13 protein-coding genes are annotated in these 16,927 nt (G+C 63.7%); 9 read left to right on the plus strand and 4 right to left on the minus strand.

The genetic code is table 11. The features are described 5' to 3' along the window. Positions 1 to 186 precede the first annotated feature (186 nt). Genes K288_RS0105535 through K288_RS0105560 form a run of 6 tightly spaced genes read left to right on the plus strand, consistent with a single transcriptional unit; the run spans position 187 to position 7,050 of the window. Positions 187 to 1,140: an ABC transporter permease gene (locus tag K288_RS0105535; protein ID WP_027578631.1), complete on the plus strand. Its 954-nt coding sequence runs from the start codon at positions 187 to 189 to the stop codon at positions 1,138 to 1,140. Continuing rightward, positions 1,137 to 2,036 (plus strand): ABC transporter permease, encoded by a 900-nt coding sequence (locus K288_RS0105540; RefSeq protein ID WP_084799479.1) that lies wholly within the window; start codon positions 1,137 to 1,139, stop codon positions 2,034 to 2,036. The genes K288_RS0105535 and K288_RS0105540 overlap by 4 nt, the downstream gene beginning before the upstream one ends. A 38-nt stretch (positions 2,037 to 2,074) precedes the next feature. Next, positions 2,075 to 3,781: an ABC transporter substrate-binding protein gene (locus K288_RS0105545; RefSeq protein WP_027578633.1), complete on the plus strand. Its 1,707-nt coding sequence runs from the start codon at positions 2,075 to 2,077 to the stop codon at positions 3,779 to 3,781. A 17-nt stretch (positions 3,782 to 3,798) separates the two neighbouring features. Next, a complete protein-coding gene (locus K288_RS0105550) occupies positions 3,799 to 4,791 on the plus strand; it encodes an ABC transporter ATP-binding protein (protein ID WP_051334386.1) in 993 nt (330 codons plus the stop codon). Continuing rightward, positions 4,784 to 5,779, plus strand: coding sequence for a dipeptide ABC transporter ATP-binding protein (locus tag K288_RS0105555; RefSeq protein WP_043159370.1), 996 nt, complete (start codon positions 4,784 to 4,786; stop codon positions 5,777 to 5,779). The genes K288_RS0105550 and K288_RS0105555 overlap by 8 nt, the downstream gene beginning before the upstream one ends. A 2-nt stretch (positions 5,780 to 5,781) precedes the next feature. Then, the gene (locus K288_RS0105560) at positions 5,782 to 7,050 is read left to right on the plus strand and encodes a TetR/AcrR family transcriptional regulator (protein ID WP_027578636.1); all 1,269 of its coding nucleotides are present in this window, start codon (positions 5,782 to 5,784) and stop codon (positions 7,048 to 7,050) included. A 255-nt stretch (positions 7,051 to 7,305) separates the two neighbouring features. On the opposite strand, the gene K288_RS0105565 is transcribed toward K288_RS0105560, so the two are convergent. The 4 genes from K288_RS0105565 to K288_RS0105580 all read right to left on the minus strand — a co-directional run bounded on the left by K288_RS0105565 (position 7,306) and on the right by K288_RS0105580 (position 12,768). Beyond that, positions 7,306 to 8,682: an ATP-binding protein gene (locus tag K288_RS0105565; protein WP_027578637.1), complete on the minus strand. Its 1,377-nt coding sequence runs from the start codon at positions 8,680 to 8,682 to the stop codon at positions 7,306 to 7,308. Next, positions 8,669 to 9,361: a response regulator transcription factor gene (locus tag K288_RS0105570; RefSeq protein ID WP_027578638.1), complete on the minus strand. Its 693-nt coding sequence runs from the start codon at positions 9,359 to 9,361 to the stop codon at positions 8,669 to 8,671. Before K288_RS0105570 ends, K288_RS0105565 begins: the two co-directional genes overlap by 14 nt. Positions 9,362 to 9,563: 202 nt before the next feature. Continuing rightward, positions 9,564 to 10,166, minus strand: a complete 603-nt coding sequence (locus K288_RS0105575; protein ID WP_027578639.1) for a hypothetical protein — start codon at positions 10,164 to 10,166, stop codon at positions 9,564 to 9,566. A 280-nt stretch (positions 10,167 to 10,446) separates the two neighbouring features. Continuing rightward, on the minus strand, positions 10,447 to 12,768 hold the full coding sequence (locus K288_RS0105580; RefSeq protein ID WP_027578640.1) for a Tex family protein: 2,322 nt from the start codon (positions 12,766 to 12,768) through the stop codon (positions 10,447 to 10,449). Between the two features lie 297 nt (positions 12,769 to 13,065). Here K288_RS0105580 and K288_RS0105585 point away from each other — a divergent pair, with 297 nt between their 5' ends. From K288_RS0105585 to K288_RS0105595, 3 genes are all read left to right on the plus strand, one after another. Continuing rightward, positions 13,066 to 14,688 carry an ATP-dependent Clp protease adaptor ClpS gene (locus tag K288_RS0105585; RefSeq protein ID WP_027578641.1) on the plus strand — a complete coding sequence of 541 codons (1,623 nt, stop codon included), beginning with the start codon at positions 13,066 to 13,068 and terminating at the stop codon, positions 14,686 to 14,688. 97 nt (positions 14,689 to 14,785) lie between these two features. Beyond that, complete coding sequence (locus tag K288_RS0105590) at positions 14,786 to 15,361, plus strand: alpha-ketoglutarate-dependent dioxygenase AlkB (protein WP_027578642.1); 576 nt, start codon at positions 14,786 to 14,788, stop codon at positions 15,359 to 15,361. 161 nt (positions 15,362 to 15,522) lie between these two features. Continuing rightward, positions 15,523 to 16,794 carry a DUF763 domain-containing protein gene (locus K288_RS0105595; protein ID WP_027578643.1) on the plus strand — a complete coding sequence of 424 codons (1,272 nt, stop codon included), beginning with the start codon at positions 15,523 to 15,525 and terminating at the stop codon, positions 16,792 to 16,794. The last annotated feature ends 133 nt before the right edge of the window (positions 16,795 to 16,927 follow it).

The following is a 16,927-nucleotide window of genomic DNA, read 5'->3' on the forward strand; positions in this document are numbered from 1 at the left end:
ATCCAAACAATAGTGGGGAAATGCTCGAAATTGCCGCGTTGCAACGCAAGTTGAGCGGCGAATTTCTCCTCACGAAAAATCGGCAAAAGACCGATTGCAAGAGGGAGAACTGCAAGGTGAAGCTAACGAACACTGCTTTCGAACTTCCGGCATGCTCGCTAGCTGCTACCATCAGCGGGTAGGCCCTTGTACGGGTACATTGTGCGCCGGCTGCTGGCGCTGATCCCTACGCTGCTCTTTGCAAGTCTGATCGTGTTCGCCACGGTGCGGATGATTCCGGGCGACGTGATCGACATGATGCTGAGCCAGAACGATCTGGCGGCCGACAAGCTGAGCCGCGAGCAGCTCGTTCATGCGCTTGGCCTCGACAAGCCCATGGCCGAACAATACCTGATCTGGATCGTCGGCATTTTGAAAGGCGATTTCGGCCGGTCGCTCTGGCAATCGACCCCCGTCCTCGAACTCGTCCTGCAGCGCCTGCCTGTCACCTTCGAGCTCGGCATCATTGCGCTCGCGGTGGGTCTCGTGATCGCGCTGCCGATCGGCGTCTATTCCGCCGTCCGGCAGGACACCGTGGGAGACTTCGTCGCGCGCTCGTTTTCGATCCTCCTGCTGGCCGTGCCGAGCTTCTGGATGGGCACCATGGTGATGGTGTTCCCATCGATCTGGTGGGGCTGGTCGCCCGAAGTGAACTACGTGAAGTTCGTCGACGACCCCATCCAGAACCTCAAGCAGATGATCGTGCCGGCCATGGTTCTCGGCGCGAGCCTGTCGGCTGTCACGATGCGCATGACGCGCACCATGATGCTGGAGGTCCTGCGCCAGGACTACATCCGCACTGCCCGCGCCAAGGGTCTCAATCAAGGCCTCGTCATCATGCGCCACGCGTTGCGAAACGCCCTCATTCCGGTGATTACGCTGGTGGGTCTCCAGGCTCCCTTGCTGATCGGCGGCGCCATCGTCATCGAGCAGATCTTCGTCATCCCCGGCATGGGGCTACTCCTGCTCGAGGCGGTGAACCAGCGGGACTATCCGATCATCACCGGCGTCTTTCTGACGGTCGGACTCGCGGTGATGCTCATCAACCTCATGGTCGATCTCAGCTACGGCCTGCTCGATCCCCGGGTGAGGACCAGATGACGGCAATCGAACAAGCCAATGCCTCCCTCGACCAGGAGACGAGACGCAACCCGGTGCTGCAGTTTCTGGGCCGTCTGTTCCGCGAAAAGCCGTTTGGTGCGGCGGCCGGGGTCATCTTTCTGCTGTTCGTCTTTGCCGGCCTGTTCGCCGATGTGCTGGCGCCCTATGGCTTCAACGAGATCAATCCCATACAGCGGCTGAAGCCGCCGTCGTGGGCGCACCTCTTCGGCACCGACAATCTCGGCCGGGATCTGTTTTCGCGCTGCCTGTATGGCGCCCGCCTTTCGGTGATCATCGGCTTCTCGGCGGCGTTCCTTGCCACCGTGATCTCGGTGCTGATCGGCGCATTGACGGGCTATATCGGCGGCCGCTTCGACCTGATCACGCAGCGGTTCGTCGATGCCTACATGTCGTTTCCCGAACTCGTGATCCTGATCGCGGTCGTCTCCGTGGTGGGTCCGGGCATGCCGCAGATCATCGGCGTCCTGAGCCTTGCCTTCGGCATTGCCGGTTCGCGCATCATACGCGGCGCCGTCGTCTCCGTGCGCGAGCACATGTATGTGCACGCCAGCCAGTCGATCGGCGCCTCCACCAGCCGCATCCTCTGGCGGCATATCCTGCCCAACATCATGCCGCCGATCATCGTGCTGTTCACGACCCGCGTCGGCGCCGTGATCCTCGTCGAATCCGGACTGTCGTTCCTGGGCCTCGGCGTTCCGCCACCGGCGCCGACCTGGGGCGGATTGCTGTCGGGCAGCGGGCGAACGTACATGTTCCAGGGTCCATGGCTGGCATTGGCGCCGGGGCTCTGCCTGACCATCGTGGTCTACGCCACCAACGTCTTTGGCGATGCCTTGCGCGATCTGCTCGACCCACGCATGCGCGGGTCGAGATAGCTCGGCAGCGATAAGAACAAACAATGAGGGAGGGAAACATGGATCGGAAGACGACGTTGGGCAGTCTCGCGCGAGGCTTGGCCATCGCAGCTACGCTTGGCCTGTCGCAGCTGCCTGCCCTGGCAGATGAGAAGCCGCAAACAGGCGGCACGCTCAACATCGGCATGGTCTACGTGACCCTGTCGCCGCTGTCGTGGGATCCCGCCGACTGGACCTGGAAATTCCAGCAGGACACCGGGCTGATGTACGAACAGCTCTTTGCTGGCGATCTTTCCAAGGCAAAGCGCAACGGCGGCAAATACAGCTTCGTGCCGGATGCCTGGCTGCCGAGCGACGCCATCAAGGGCGAACTCGCGGAAAGCTGGGAATGGAAGGAAAATCCGCTCCGCGTCGAGGTCAAGCTCCGCAAGGGCGTGATGTTTCCCGAAAAGCCGGGCGTGATGGCCTCGCGCGAGCTCGTCGCCGACGACGTCGTGCAAAGCTACTACCGCCTCGACAAGAGCCCGAAGAAGGTCCCGACCTATTTCGACCACGTACAGAAAGTCGAGGCGACGGACCCGCACACGGTCGTCTTTACCTTCAACAACTATCACGCCGAGTGGGACTACCGTTTCGGCTGGGGCTACTATTCCGGCATCGTGCCGAAGGAGGTGGTCGACGCCGGCGCCGGCAACTGGAAGAACGCCAACGGCACCGGCCCGTTCATGCTGACCGACTATGTCCAGGGCAACGCCGTCACGTTCTCGAAGAATCCGGTCTACTGGGACAAGGAAAAGATCGGTGGCCAGGAGTACAAGCTGCCGTTCGTCGACAAGATCGTCTATCGCACCATCAAGGACGAAGCCACGTTCCTCACCGCGCTCCGCACCGCCAAGCTCGACCTTCTCGAAGCGATCAGGTGGAGCGCCGTCGACGAATTGAAGAAGAGCGCACCACAATTGCAGTGGGCACGCTCACTCGGCACCGGCGGCACCTTCCTCGCGATGCGCGTCGACACCAAGCCGTTCGACGACATCCGTGTGCGGCGCGCGCTGAACATGGCGGTCAACAAGCAAGAGATCGTGGCTTCCTACTATAATGGCAATGCCGAACTGTTCGCCTATCCCATACATCCGGACTATATCGGCTATTACGAGCCGCTGGAGAGCATGCCCGACAGCGTGAAGGAACTCTTCACGTACAATCCGGAGAAGGCGAAGGCCTTGCTGAAGGAAGCCGGATACCCCAACGGCTTCTCCTTCAAGGTTCAGGTCTGCTCCTGCTCGCCGGATCACATGGATCTGCTGCCGCTGGTCGCGGCGTATCTGGAGAAAGTGGGCGTCAAGTTGGAGATCCAGCCGATGGAATATGGCGCCTTCCTCTCCGCCATGACCACGAAGACCAACGCCGCCGGCTATTTCATGCGCAACGGCCACACCAATCCCACGACGTCGATCCGCAAGAGCTTCGTCACCAAGCAGACCTGGAATCCGTCGCAATACTCCGATCCCGAATTCGACAAGAAGATGAACGACGTCTACCTGGAGCGGGACGAGTCCAAGCGCCAGGACATGATCAAGGCGTTGACGCGCGAGATCGTGGACAAGGCCCCCTATATCTGGCTGCCCGTCGACTACTTCTATACGGCATGGTGGCCGTGGGTGAAGAACTATGGCGGCGAACTGCGTGTCGGCTCCGAACGGCCCGGTCCTATCCATGCTCGAATCTGGATCGATCAGGATCTGAAGAAGAAGCTTGGTTATTAGGACCGATGAGCCTTGCAATGACGACGGCAGCCAAACCTCTCCTCAGCGTACGCAACCTCGTGACCCGGTTCGGTCGCGGGCGGGGGGCGGTGACTGCGGTCGATGATGTCTCCTTCGATGTCGGCGTGGGCGAGACGGTGGCTGTTGTCGGCGAGTCGGGCTCCGGCAAGAGCGTGACTGCGCTGTCGATCCTGCGCCTGATTCCCTCGCCGCCCGGCCGGATCGAAAGCGGCGAGATCCTGTTCGAAGGCAGGGATCTCACCAAGCTTTCCGAGCGCGAGATCATGGAGATACGTGGCGACCGCATCGCCATGATCTTCCAGGAGCCGATGAGCTCGCTCAACCCGGTGCTTACCGTGGGATTGCAGGTTGCCGAACCGATCAATGTCCATCGGCGCAAGCCCTGGGATGTGGCGCTTGGCGCGGCGAAACAACTGCTCGGTCGCGTGCGGATGTCTGATACGGAATCGCGGGTCCGTGCCTATCCGCACCAGTTCTCGGGCGGCATGCGCCAGCGCGCCATGATCGCGATGGCGCTGGCCTGCGAGCCACGGCTGATCATCGCGGACGAGCCGACCACGGCGCTCGACGTAACCGTTCAGGCGCAGATCCTCGATCTGCTGAAGGATCTCGCGCAGGGTTCTCGGTGCTCGCTGATCCTGATCACGCACGACCTCGGAGTGGTCGCCCGATATGCCGACCGCGTCGTCGTGATGTATGCAGGGCGCGTGGTGGAGCAGGCGCCTGCACGCGAGCTCTACGCCAATCCCCGGCATCCCTATACGCGCGGCCTGATGGCGTCAGTGCCGCGGCTCGATGGCGACACCAGCAAGCGCCTGGTGCCGATCGACGGACAGCCGCCCAACCTGGCCCGGCTGCCGACAGGATGCGCGTTTGCGCCGCGCTGCAGGCAGGCCACCGACCTTTGCCACCGCGAGCGGCCCGCCCTGGCCGAGATAGGACCGCAACACCAAACCGCCTGCTGGCTGGAGACACCTGCACATGTCTGAGGCCGATGTCCTCCTCCGCGTCGATGATCTGCAGGTGCACTTTCCCGTGCACAAGGGCGCGGTCTTCCGCAAGCAGGTGGCGACCGTAAAGGCCGTCGACGGCGTCTCGTTCCAGTTGAAACGCGGCGAAACGCTTGGCCTCGTCGGCGAGAGCGGTTGCGGAAAATCGACGACGGGCCTTGCGATCCTGCGGATGCTGGAGCCATCAGGCGGGCGCATCGAGTTCGAAGGCCAGGACATCACCCATTTCGACAAGTCCAGCCTGCGTCCGCTGCGCCGGCGCATGCAGATGGTCTATCAGGATCCCTTCGGATCGCTCAATCCGCGCATGAAGGTCCGCGATATCATCGGCGAGCCACTCGAGGTTCATGGTCTTGCGAAAGACAGGAATGTCTTTGATCAACGGATCGCGCAACTGATGCGGACGGTCGGCCTGCTGCCTGACATGGCCGACCGCTTCCCGCACGAATTCTCCGGCGGCCAACGACAACGGATCGGCATTGCGCGTGCGCTGGCGCTCGAGCCCGCGCTCATCATCTGCGATGAGCCGGTTTCCGCGCTTGACGTGTCGATCCAGGCGCAGGTCGTGAACGTCTTTGTCGAGCTGCAGCAACGGCTCGGAATGGCCTATCTCTTCATCGCCCATGACCTTGCCGTGGTCCGCCACGTCAGTGACCGCATCGCCGTGATGTACCTGGGGCGGATCGTCGAAATCGCGGCGCGGGACGAGATCTATCGGAGGCCCCTCCATCCTTATACCCAGGCGCTGCTGGCGGCCGTGCCGGTCGCCGATCCCGTCGTCGAGGCCACCCGCAAACGCGTTGCGGTCTCGGGCGAGGTGCCGAGCGCCATGAATCCGCCGTCCGGCTGCCGCTTCCACACGCGCTGTCCACTGGCGATGGATCGCTGTCGACACGAGGATCCTGCGTTGCGCGACCTCGGTGCCGGTCGGGCCGTCGCCTGCCACCTCCACGACATGGCCGCATAATCATGCCGTCCAACAGGTCCACGCGGCGCGGTGATCCGGCTGCGTACACGCAAAAATACCTGAAGCGGCGCGAGGAGATCATCGGAACCTCGGCGCGCCTGTTCAACCGCGACGGCCTGAAGGGCGCGACTTTGGCCGAGATCGCAGGGGATGTCGGACTCCTGACTCACAGCATCACCTACTACTATCGCCGCAAGGAAGACCTCGCCGCGGCATGCCTGCTCGCGGCGATAGAATCAACCAGGAACGTGGTCGTCGACGCATCACGGCAGAGCCGGCCGGAAGACAGAATTCGCAGCTACGTATGTGGCTACGCCGATCTGTTGGCGGAGATCGCCACCGGCGCGCGGGACGAGCTGGTGTTTTTCAACGATATCCGCGCACTGACCGGCTCCCATGCGCGTCGCGTGTTTGGCGCCTACAACGATCTGTTCCGCAGCGTGCGCTCGCTCCTTCCCTGCGGCGAGTCGGCGGAGGATCGCTTGTCGAGAAATGCCCGGACCCACCTCCTGCTGTCGCTCGTCAACATGATGCGGGCGTGGGTCTCGCGCTATGAGCCGTCCGACTACCGGCCGGCGGCTGAACGGATGTCTGCGATCCTGATCAATGGTCTTGCCCGCTCCCCTAAATCCTGGCGGGAAGGCGGAGCGCCCGAGCTCGGTTGGCCGCGGGCCGCGACCGCGCGGGATGTCGTTCCGGAGGCGTTCTTGCGCGCGGCCACCATGATGGTGAATGAACAGGGCTATCGCGGCGCATCGCTGGAGAGGATCGCGAGCAGCCTCAACCTGACCAAGGGATCATTCTATCATCACTACACGAGCAAGGACGAATTGATCATCGCCTGCTTCGAGCGAACCTTTGACGTGGTGCGGCGGATGCAGTCGCTCGCCATCGAACGCAGCCCATCAGGCTGGGCCCGCCTTTGCACGAGCGTGCGGGAACTCGTCCGCTTTCAACTGTCCGACCAGGGACCCCTGCTGCGGATCACCGCCTGGGGTGCGCTCCCCCTCGGCCAGCGAAAGGATGCCCAGGCCGGGCTCAACCGCCTCACCGAACGCTTCGGCAGGTTCATCGTGGAAGGAATGGAGCAAGGCGAGGTTCGCCTGCTCGACGCCTCCATTGCCGCGCAGCTCGTGTCGACGATGGTCAATGCTGCGTCCGAGTTGGAGCGATGGGCGCCAGGGATCACCGCGGAGAACGCGGTCCGGCTCTACGTTCGTCCGCTTTTCACGGGCCTGTTGTCGACTGAGGGTTCGGCCATCCGGTCGTAAACGGCGCGCCTGACGACGCAAAAGCGAAACACATTGGCCTCCGCCGCTAGAACATGGTCCCATCACGTTGAATCCGCTGCCAGTTGGCTTCACCTCCCCCGCTTGCGGGGGAGGTCGGCGCGAAGCGCCGGGTGAGGGTTCTCTCCTCTTGGGGAGTCCCAATGCGGAAGCAGCCCTCACCCCAGCCCTCTCCCGCAAGCGGGAGAGGGAGCGCAGCTTCATCGCGGCTACACTTCAATCTGATCGGATCATGCTCTAACTCGCCGGTGTCGAGAACCAGAGCTTGAACTGAAGCCCCGGTGAATGATCGAGCAGCTCGATCCGGGCGCCGTGAAGGTGGGCTACCGCGGCGACGAGGCTCAGTCCGAGGCCGTTTCCAGGCGTGTAGCGGCTCTGCTCGAGCCGGTAAAACCGCTTGAAGACATGGTCGCGTTCGCAAGTCGGAATTCCGGGTCCGTCATCGGTGACCGCGATGACGGCCCCGCCATCGACGTTCTCGCAGGCAACGACGATCTTGCCCCCGGCGCGGCCATGCTTGATGGCATTGTCCACGAGGTTGGCGATGGCATCGAACAGCAGATCGCGGTCGCCGGTCACCCGCACCTCGTGATCGCCCGTGATGGAAAGATCGGTGCCATCACGCTCCGCCGCGGCATCATAGAGCTCGACGACCTCGCTTGCGATCTCGACCAGGTTGACGGTACGAAACGCGCCCTTGCGCACCTGGGTCTCGATGTGCGCGATCCGCGTGATCGACGAAAACATTCCCAAGACAGCATCGAGATCCGCGATCGTGTCGCCGATCAGCGCCTGATCATTCTCGCCGATGCGCCCGCCGTGATAAGCCTTCTCCAGCCGTCCGCGCATCCGGGTGAGCGGCGTCCGCAGATCATGCGCGACATTGTCGCTCACCTGCTTGACGTCTCCCATCAAGGTTTCGATGCGGTCGAGCATCAAGTTCAGGTTCTCCGCCACGCGATCCCATTCGTCATGGCTGCCGCGCAGCGGGATGCGCTTGTCGAGGCCGCTTTGCATGATGGCCCGGCTGGTGGCGTTGATCTCTTCTATTCGTCCCACCGTGCGCTGCGTGACCAGGATGCTCGCCACCACCGCGACCACGAACATCAGGAAAATGATCGCGATCACCGCCGCTTTGATCTTGGCGGCAAAGCTGTCGAGGTCGCTGATATCAGTTCCCACCAGCAGACGATCGCCGCCCGGCAGCGTTGCCGACATGGCACGAAACCGCGGCTGGCTTGCCGCATCCGGCGCGCCAGGAGCGCGAAATTCCGTCCATCCCTGCGCAGCCGTGGCCGCCGAAGGCCATTTGTCGAGATTCCCGGCGAGAACGTCCGACGCATGATCGACCAGGAGATACACGTGTTCTGCAGGACTGCCGCCAGCTAGCCGGTTTCGGATCAGTTCGATCAGTTCCCTGCGTCCTGATCGCTCGTAAGCGCCGAGCAAACCGGAATATTCGGCCATGATTGCCTGATCTGATCGGCTGCGCACGAAAGACGCGGTAAACAGATAGACGTAGGCGAAGATGGCGGAGGCGATTACGCCAAAGGTCACGATCGCGGCCAGCGCCAGCTTGAAGGTCGTTGACCTCAGTGTACTAGCGAGGAGCACGGAGACAGTATCCCATGCCGCGGACCGTATGGATCAGCGGATAGGCCTGCTGGTCGTCGACCTTGCGACGCACGCGTCCGACATAGACGTCGATGATATTGGTCGAGGGATCGAAGTGGAGGTCCCACACGTGCTGCAGCAGCATCGCGCGGGAGACGACGCGGCCTTCGTTGCGGACCAGGTACTCCAGGAGCTGGAATTCCCGCGGTAGCAGCGGAATGTCCTTGCCGCGACGGTTGGCGGTGCGCGCGATCAGGTCGATCGCGAGATCGCCGACCCTCAGGATGGTGTCCTTGGCTATGGTCTCGCTACGCCGTCCAAGCGCTTCCAGCCGCGCCAGCAACTCGACGAAGGAGAAGGGCTTGACCAGATAATCGTCGCCACCGGCGCGCAGGCCGCGCACCCGGTCATCGACTTCGCCGAGCGCGCTGATGATCAGGAAGGGGGCGGCGACGCCACCGTCGCGCAGTTGACGCATGACCGTGATGCCGTCGATATCGGGAAGCATGCGGTCGATCGTGATCACCGCATGATCGCAGGACGCACCGCGGCGTAACGCTTCGTTGCCGCTCGCGGCCAGATCCACCTCATAGCCGCTGCTTGTGAGCTGCTCGGCGAGTTGGCCTGCAGTTTCCGGGTCGTCCTCGACGACCAGAATGCGGCGATGACCTGCCGTCATGGTCTTCTTCCGAATGACTGGCCACAGACGCGCGACGTTCCTGAAGACCAGGAACTCGCGCAGCTAGCTTTGTCGGAGACGGTTATCGTACTCCGATGGTTGCGCAGGGCGGCTCACATGAATGTGACGGTCGCCCAAGGCCCGCCCGGCGTGGCTTCGCCGGAGGGCACCACGTCGCGATCATCACACCGTGGTTCGGCAGTCAGTAGTAACCGTTGTACCCGCAGACGTTGACCCACTGCGGTCCATATCCCGTCCACACTCGGGTCCAGCAGTCGTCGTAGTAGCCGGCGTAGGCGGCGTAGCCGAAGGGCACTCCGACGAACGCAAAGCGGTTGAAGCGGTGATGGAAGAAGCGGCCATGGAAGCCATGCCGGAAGGCTGCGCTTCGAAAAGCTGCGCCTCGAAAGGCAGGGCTCGCGAAGCGAGGCGCGAATGCAGCATTCGCGAACCGCGCACCGGCAAACCGCCCACCCACAAAGCGCGGACCTCCGCCGATGGCGGCGAAACGCGGTCCTCCGCCCATTCCGCCGAAACGCGCTCCTCCGCCCATGCCGCCGAAACGTGCGCCTCCGCCTATGGCGTGCATCCCACCGCCGAAGCCACCGCCGCGGAAGCCTCCACCCATGCCGCCGCCATGGAAGCCACCGCCGAAGCCGCCACCGTGGAAGCCGCCGCCCATGCCGCCGCCGTGAAAGCCGCCACCACCGCCCCCGAATCCGCCGCGAGCGAAGGCCGGCGATGCCAGCGCAAGCGCTGTCGTTAGCGCACCCGCGATAAGCGAATTGACGAGCTTGCTCTTCATCCCGATTCCTCCCTGGTTGAATTGCAGCGACGCATCACGTCGCAACAAGAGGAGGATCAGATGAGCCAAATGCTCCTTCGACTTCAACTGACAAAGGTGACAGATTCTGACACGGAAGTTAGCTTCCGTGCCTGATCCCGGTAAAGATAAAGGCAAGCACACTTACCCTCTCGCCGCCCTTCGCGGGGTCGGGACGAGCGAAGCTCGCTCTGAGAGGGTTGGAGTGAGGGGCTGCGTCCACAAGCGCGTTGAGAAATGAGTCTGCGGAGGCTGCCTCCGCTCAGCGCAACGGTTTTCCGTTCTTCTCGTTAGCGCGGCGGAAGGCGTCGGCGAAGGCGTTGCCGGGTTGCTCTTGCTTGCGCGGCGCGGAGGACGTCATCGGCCCGCGAGCACTGTCACGCGATGAACCCTTCGAGTCCTTCTTGCCGGTCTCGTCGTCGAGCCGCAGCGTCAGCGCGATGCGCTTGCGCGCGACTTCGACGTCCAGCACCTTCACCTTAACGATGTCACCGGGTTTGACGACCTCGCGCGGATCCTTGATGAAGGTCCTGGACATCGCCGAGATGTGCACCAGCCCGTCCTGGTGCACACCGATATCGACGAAGGCGCCGAAGGCGGCAACATTGGTGACGGTGCCCTCGAGGATCATACCGACCCTCAGGTCCTTGATCTCCTCGACGCCTTCCTTGAACACCGCGGCCTTGAACGCCGGGCGTGGATCGCGGCCGGGCTTTTCCAGTTCGCGCAAGATGTCGGTGACCGTCGGCAGGCCAAAGGTCTCGTCGACGAATGACTGCGGCCTCAACTGACGCACGATCTCGCCGTTGCCGATCAACGCCTTGATGTCGCTCTTGGTTGCCGCGAGAATCCGGCGCACCACGGGATAGGCCTCGGGGTGCACGCCCGAAGCATCGAGCGGGTCCTCGCCATCGTTGATGCGCAGGAAGCCGGCGCATTGCTCGAAGGCCTTCGGCCCCAGCCGAGGCACCTCCTTCAGCGCCTTGCGCGACTTGAACGGACCGTTTGAGTCGCGATGCTGCACGATGCTTTGCGCAAGGCCCGGCCCGATGCCCGACACTCGCGACAGCAGCGGCACGGAAGCAGTGTTGACGTCGACGCCGACGGCATTGACGCAGTCTTCCACCACGGCATCGAGCGAGCGCGCGAGCTTGCTCTCGCCGAGATCGTGCTGATACTGGCCGACGCCGATCGCCTTGGGATCGATCTTCACCAGTTCGGCGAGCGGATCCTGCAGGCGGCGGGCGATCGACACGGCGCCGCGCAGAGTGACGTCGAGCCCGGGCAGTTCCTCCGACGCATAGGCCGAAGCCGAATAGACGGAGGCGCCGGCCTCGGAGACGACGATCTTCGTCATCTTCAGATCCGGCAATCGCTTCACCAGCTCGGTCGCGAGCTTGTCGGTCTCGCGCGAGGCGGTGCCGTTGCCGATTGCGATCAGGTCGACGCGGTGTTGAATTGCGAGCTTGCCGAGGATCGCCAGCGCCTCGTCCCACTGCCGCTGCGGCTCGTGCGGATAGACTGCGGTGGTGGCCAGCGCCTTGCCGGTCGCATCGACGACGGCGACCTTGACGCCGGTGCGATAGCCGGGATCGAGCCCCATGGTCACGCGCGCACCGGCCGGCGCTGCCAATAGCAGGTCACGCAGGTTGGAGGCGAACACCCGCACGCCTTCGGTCTCCGCCGCGGTCCACAGCCGCATCCGCAGGTCGATGTTGAGATGCACCTGGATCTTGGTGCGCCAGGCCCAGCGCACGGTTTCGATCAGCCATTTGTCGCCGGGACGGCCGAGATCGGAAATGGCGAAGCGTTTCATGATCTTCAGTTCATAGGCGCTGGGCACGCCGGCCACCGGCGGCTCTGCCTCCGGCTGCATCTGCAGATCGAGAATCTCCTCCTTCTCGCCGCGGAACAGCGCCAGGATGCGGTGCGACGGCAGCTTGTGCAGCGGCTCGCTGAAGTCGAAATAATCCTTGAACTTCTCGCCTTCGGTCTTCTTGCCCTTGCGCACGGCCGAGACCATGCGCGCATTCGCCCACACCTCCTCGCGCAGCGCGCCGATCAGATCGGCATCCTCGTCGAAGCGCTCGACCAGGATCGCGCGCGCGCCGTCGAGCGCCGCGGCAACATCGGCCACGCCCTTCTCTGCATCGACGAAGCCAGCCGCCTGGGTTTTCGGATCATGCTGCGGCTGCGTCAGCAACAGCTCGGACAACGGTTCGAGCCCGGCCTCCTTGGCGATCTCGGCCTTGGTGCGTCGTTTCGGCTTGTAGGGAAGATAGATGTCTTCGAGACGCGCCTTGTTGTCGGCGGCCATGATCTGCGCCTCGAGCGCAGCGTCGAGCTTGCCCTGCTCGCGGACAGAATTGAGGATTGCGGTGCGGCGCTCCTCGAGTTCGCGCAGATAGGTCAGTCGTTCTTCCAGCGTGCGCAATTGCGCGTCATCGAGCGCGCCGGTCAATTCCTTGCGATAGCGGGCAATGAACGGCACCGTGGCGCCGCCGTCGAGCAACGTGACGGCCGCCTCGACCTGCTGGTCGCGCACACCAAGCTCTTGCGCAATCTGCTGATGAATCTTTGCCACGCAATTCCCCTGAACCACTTCGAAGCGACCGAACCGCCGGTCGCGAGGACGCCGCTTATGGACCATGCCCGCCGATCTGATCAAGCGGCGGCGACCGACAGTTCACAAGTGCGGCTCCGCACGAAACCACGAATCGGTAGCGCGGTCTGTGCGCTGGCAATCTGCCGAAGATGTGTCGAATCGTCCTCCAGCGAAGCGCCTGCGATTTTTTCTGATTCGAGCGGCTTGACGCACTCCTGGTTTCGTGATGTTCCACTTTTGTTCTTAAGCTATTTATCGTTGCGTTCGGGGGCTTTCATGCGAGACGTTTTCGCCAATGCCGAGTCGGTTCGGCTCGTCTTCCACAATGACCATGACACGCCCGAAGAGTTCGTCGTGGACCTTCTGCGCAGTGTGTTCGGCAAGTCGGAGCACGAGATTGCCGCGTTCATGTCGGAGATCGAGCAGAAGGGCAAGGCTGGCTGCGGCCCCTATCCGGCGCCCATGGCTGCAGCATTGCTCGACACCACGAAAGAACGCGTCCGCGCCGCCGGGTACCACCTTTACATCGCCAGCGAAGCGACCAACTCGGACGTCGAGGCAGCACCGGAGGAAGAGTTCGACTACGCCTTCCTTGCGCTGCAATGGCATTTTCAACGGATTCCGCGCAGCCGGCTGGTAACGTCCGCGCGCCAATTTCCGGGCCATATGCGGTCCGACATCCAGGTCGCGATCGACAGGCTGTTCGCCTCGCCAATTCGCTTCTTCGGTATCCACGAAGAACACCGCTACGAGACGATGACGTTTGCCGGCCTGATGAAAGAGGGCCGTAACGCGCAGGAGACCGCGCCGCCGCAGTACCAGGACGTCGATATCGGCGAGGCCTTGCCGGTAAGGTGTCTGTATAATGGATTGTGGCTGTGCGAGGCCGATGGGCTTCGCTACGCCGTCCTGCTTGGACTGCATCGCGACTACGGCCGAGAGAACGGCATCCGCGTCGAGATCGCGGTTCCCGCCGGTGCCGCGGGTGGCGCGTTCGTGCAGCGCTGCTTTGCCGAACTGGAAAAGGCCGTGCGCGCGGCGCGATCCTATCGCGGCAAAATCCTCTCCTTCGACGACGACACCAATTATCGTGGGGGATCGCGCGGGATCATGGTCCATCGGTTGCCGCCGGTCGAGCGCGAAGCCGTGATCCTGCCGGAGCTGACGCTGAAGCTGCTCGATCGCAACGTGGTGTCCTTTGTCCGAAGCCGCGATGCACTGCGCCGGTTGGGGCAATCAACGCGCAAGGGCGTCCTGCTCTATGGCCCGCCGGGCACCGGCAAGACCCACACGATCCGCTATCTCGCGACCAACTTGCCGGACCACACGACCTTGATCATCACGGCAGAACAAGTCGGAGCCCTTGGCGCCTATATGAGCCTGGCGCGGCTGTTGCAGCCGGCGATGGTGGTGATCGAGGACGTCGACCTCATCGCCGTCGACCGCGAGTATATGGGCCCGTGCGAAGAATCGCTGCTCAACAAGCTGTTGAACGAGATGGACGGGTTGAAGGAGGACGCCGAGATCCTGTTCGTGCTCACCACCAACCGTCCCGAAGAGCTCGAAAGCGCGCTGGCCGGCCGGCCCGGCCGCATCGACCAGGCGATCGAGGTGCCGCTGCCGGATGCGATCGGCCGCGGCAAGCTGGTAGGTCTCTATGGCAGGAACCTGTCGCTTGACGAAGGCGTCGTCGACGAAGCGGTGCGGCGCACCGATGGCGTCAGCGCCGCCTTCATCAAGGAACTGATGCGGCGCCTCGCGCAGGCCAGCATCGCGCGCGACGGCGGCAAGTCGGTGATCTCAGCCGACATCGACGAGGCGCTCGACGACATGCTGTTCGCCGGCGGCCGGCTCAACGTGAAACTGCTCGGCGGCGCACAGGAGATGGCCGCGGGGTAGCGCGCCCTGGAGCTGGGGGACGACGGTGGCCCCTTCTTTCGATGCTGCGCCACCCTATATCAGGGTTGCCCCTCGCACGCCCACAAGGACCGCCGGCTTGACCGAGCAGCTTGCCCTCTTTGATGACAATTCCTCCGCGTCGTCAGCCCCAGAGGGGTTGCGCTATGCCGCCGATTTCATTTCACCCGAGATCGAGCGGAAGCTGATCGCGCGCATCGCGGAGCTTCCGCTGCAGCCGTTCCAGTTCGGCCAATATCAGGGCAAGCGGCGGGTGGCCTCGTTCGGCTTCCGCTATGACTATACCGAGCGCCGGCTGCGCGAAGCCGACTCCATGCCGGACTGGCTCGGCCCCGTGATCGAGCGGGTCGAAGCGTTCGGTGGGTCACGAACCGAGATTGCCCAGGTGCTCTGCACCGAATACGACACCGGCGTCGGCATCGGCTGGCACCGCGACAAGCCGCAGTTCGACCGGGTCTTCGGCCTGTCGCTGGGATCGCCGTGCAAGTTCCGCTTCCGCCGCCCGGCCGGCGCCAAGTGGGAGCGCTTCACCCTGGAGGCACAGCCCCGGTCGATCTACCTGCTCTCGGGTGAAGCCAGACAAATCTGGGAGCACAGCATCCCCGCCGTCGAAGCGCCCCGCTACTCCATCACCTTGCGCACAATGCGCGATTGAGCGCGCGCCAGTTCCGTAGCCCGGGTGGAGCGCCAGCGTAACCCGGGGCCGCTCTCAATGCTGGGCTCCCGGGTTGCGCTGCGCTCCACCCGGGCTACGAAACTGAAATCCATCGTGAAGGAAGACCTGCTACACTCCGCTTGATTCAGCATCGGGACCCCATGGCACGACGAACCGGCAGCGCCGACCTTCCGCTCCATAACGGGCGCGTGCCCGCGTGGCTGGGCCAGCGCATGTCCACGCTCGGCGCGATCATCACGCAGACGATCGTCCACCATTACGGTCGCGAGGAGTTCCTGCAGCGTCTCGCCCATCCGTTCTGGTTCCAATCCTTCGGCGCCGTCATGGGGATGGACTGGCATTCCTCCGGCATCACCACGTCGGTGATCGGCGCATTGAAGCGCGGACTCGCGCCGCTGCAGGACGAACTCGGCATCTATGTCTGCGGCGGCCGCGGCAGCCACTCGCGCCGCACGCCGGACGAATTGACCGCGCTCGGCGAACGCACCGGCTTCGATGGCGCGGCGCTGACGCGCGCCAGCCGGCTGGTGGCGAAGGTCGACAGCGCCGCCGTCCAGGACGGCTTCGAACTCTATCTGCACGGCTTCTTCGTCACCGGGGACGGCAAGTGGACCGTCGTCCAACAGGGCATGAACGGCGACAAGCGGCAGGCCCGCCGCTATCACTGGCATTCCGAAACCCTGAAGAGTTTCGTCGACGAGCCGCACAGCGCCATCGATGGTCCCGCGCAAGGCGAGATCATCAACCTGACCGATCGCCGCGCCGAACGCTCGCGCTTCGCACAGCTCGATCTGCTCGGCGCGCTCGGGCCCGACGGCATCGCGCGCGAATATGCCGCACTGTCGAAACAGCCCGAGGCGCAGCCGGAGCTGCCGCATTTGATCATGCCCGCGCATCACGACGTACGCGCCAGCGACGTGTTCACGCGCCGCCTGCATGGTACGCTGGCGGCGGCGGCCGAATGCGGCCCGCGCGATTTTCCGGAATTGCTGCTGACACCCGGCGTCGGCGCGCGGACCGTGCAGTCGCTCGCGATGGTCGCCGAAGTCGTCCACGGCGCGCCGTACCGGTTCAAGGATCCCGCGCGGTTTTCGCTCGCCCATGGCGGCAAGGACCGCCATCCCTATCCGGTGCCGATCAAGGTCTATGACGAAACCATCCGGGTGCTGAAGTCCGCCGTGCAGCAGGCGAGCCTCGGCCGCGACGAGGAGATGCAGGCGCTGAAGCGCCTCGACAATCAGGCGCGCCTCCTGGAGCGAACGGCAACCGGCCCATCCTTCGATGCGTTCGTCGCACAAGAGCGCGACCGGTCGCCGGCGCTCGGCGGCCGCTCCGTGTTCGGATGGGAAACGGATGTTGCCGAGAAGAGCGCAGGCCGCGTTGGCCGGCCGCACTCTGGAAGGCGGCCCTGACGCGATAAATGTCGAAAGCCTCCGAAGGCCGCCTACGCGACACATTGCATCAGAACAATCGAGGCATCAGAACGATCGAGCCGGCAACGCGAGACACTGCTCAAAGAAGACGCCGGCCGAACCGAACGGTTCG

Origin of the sequence: Bradyrhizobium sp. Ai1a-2, assembly GCF_000426245.1 — a bacterium.
GTDB lineage: Bacteria > Pseudomonadota > Alphaproteobacteria > Rhizobiales > Xanthobacteraceae > Bradyrhizobium.

What these genes read in the sequence shown, in the direction of transcription:
- K288_RS0105575 (WP_027578639.1), bottom strand. Translation starts at nt 10,166, where the DNA reads ATGAAGAGCAAGCTCGTCAATTCGCTTATCGCGGGTGCGCTAACGACA.
- K288_RS0105540 (WP_084799479.1), top strand. Translation starts at nt 1,137, where the DNA reads ATGACGGCAATCGAACAAGCCAATGCCTCCCTCGACCAGGAGACGAGA.
- K288_RS0105555 (WP_043159370.1), top strand. Translation starts at nt 4,784, where the DNA reads ATGTCTGAGGCCGATGTCCTCCTCCGCGTCGATGATCTGCAGGTGCAC.
- K288_RS0105545 (WP_027578633.1), top strand. Translation starts at nt 2,075, where the DNA reads ATGGATCGGAAGACGACGTTGGGCAGTCTCGCGCGAGGCTTGGCCATC.
- K288_RS0105550 (WP_051334386.1), top strand. Translation starts at nt 3,799, where the DNA reads ATGACGACGGCAGCCAAACCTCTCCTCAGCGTACGCAACCTCGTGACC.
- K288_RS0105560 (WP_027578636.1), top strand. Translation starts at nt 5,782, where the DNA reads ATGCCGTCCAACAGGTCCACGCGGCGCGGTGATCCGGCTGCGTACACG.
- K288_RS0105585 (WP_027578641.1), top strand. Translation starts at nt 13,066, where the DNA reads ATGCGAGACGTTTTCGCCAATGCCGAGTCGGTTCGGCTCGTCTTCCAC.
- K288_RS0105570 (WP_027578638.1), bottom strand. Translation starts at nt 9,361, where the DNA reads ATGACGGCAGGTCATCGCCGCATTCTGGTCGTCGAGGACGACCCGGAA.
- K288_RS0105595 (WP_027578643.1), top strand. Translation starts at nt 15,523, where the DNA reads ATGGCACGACGAACCGGCAGCGCCGACCTTCCGCTCCATAACGGGCGC.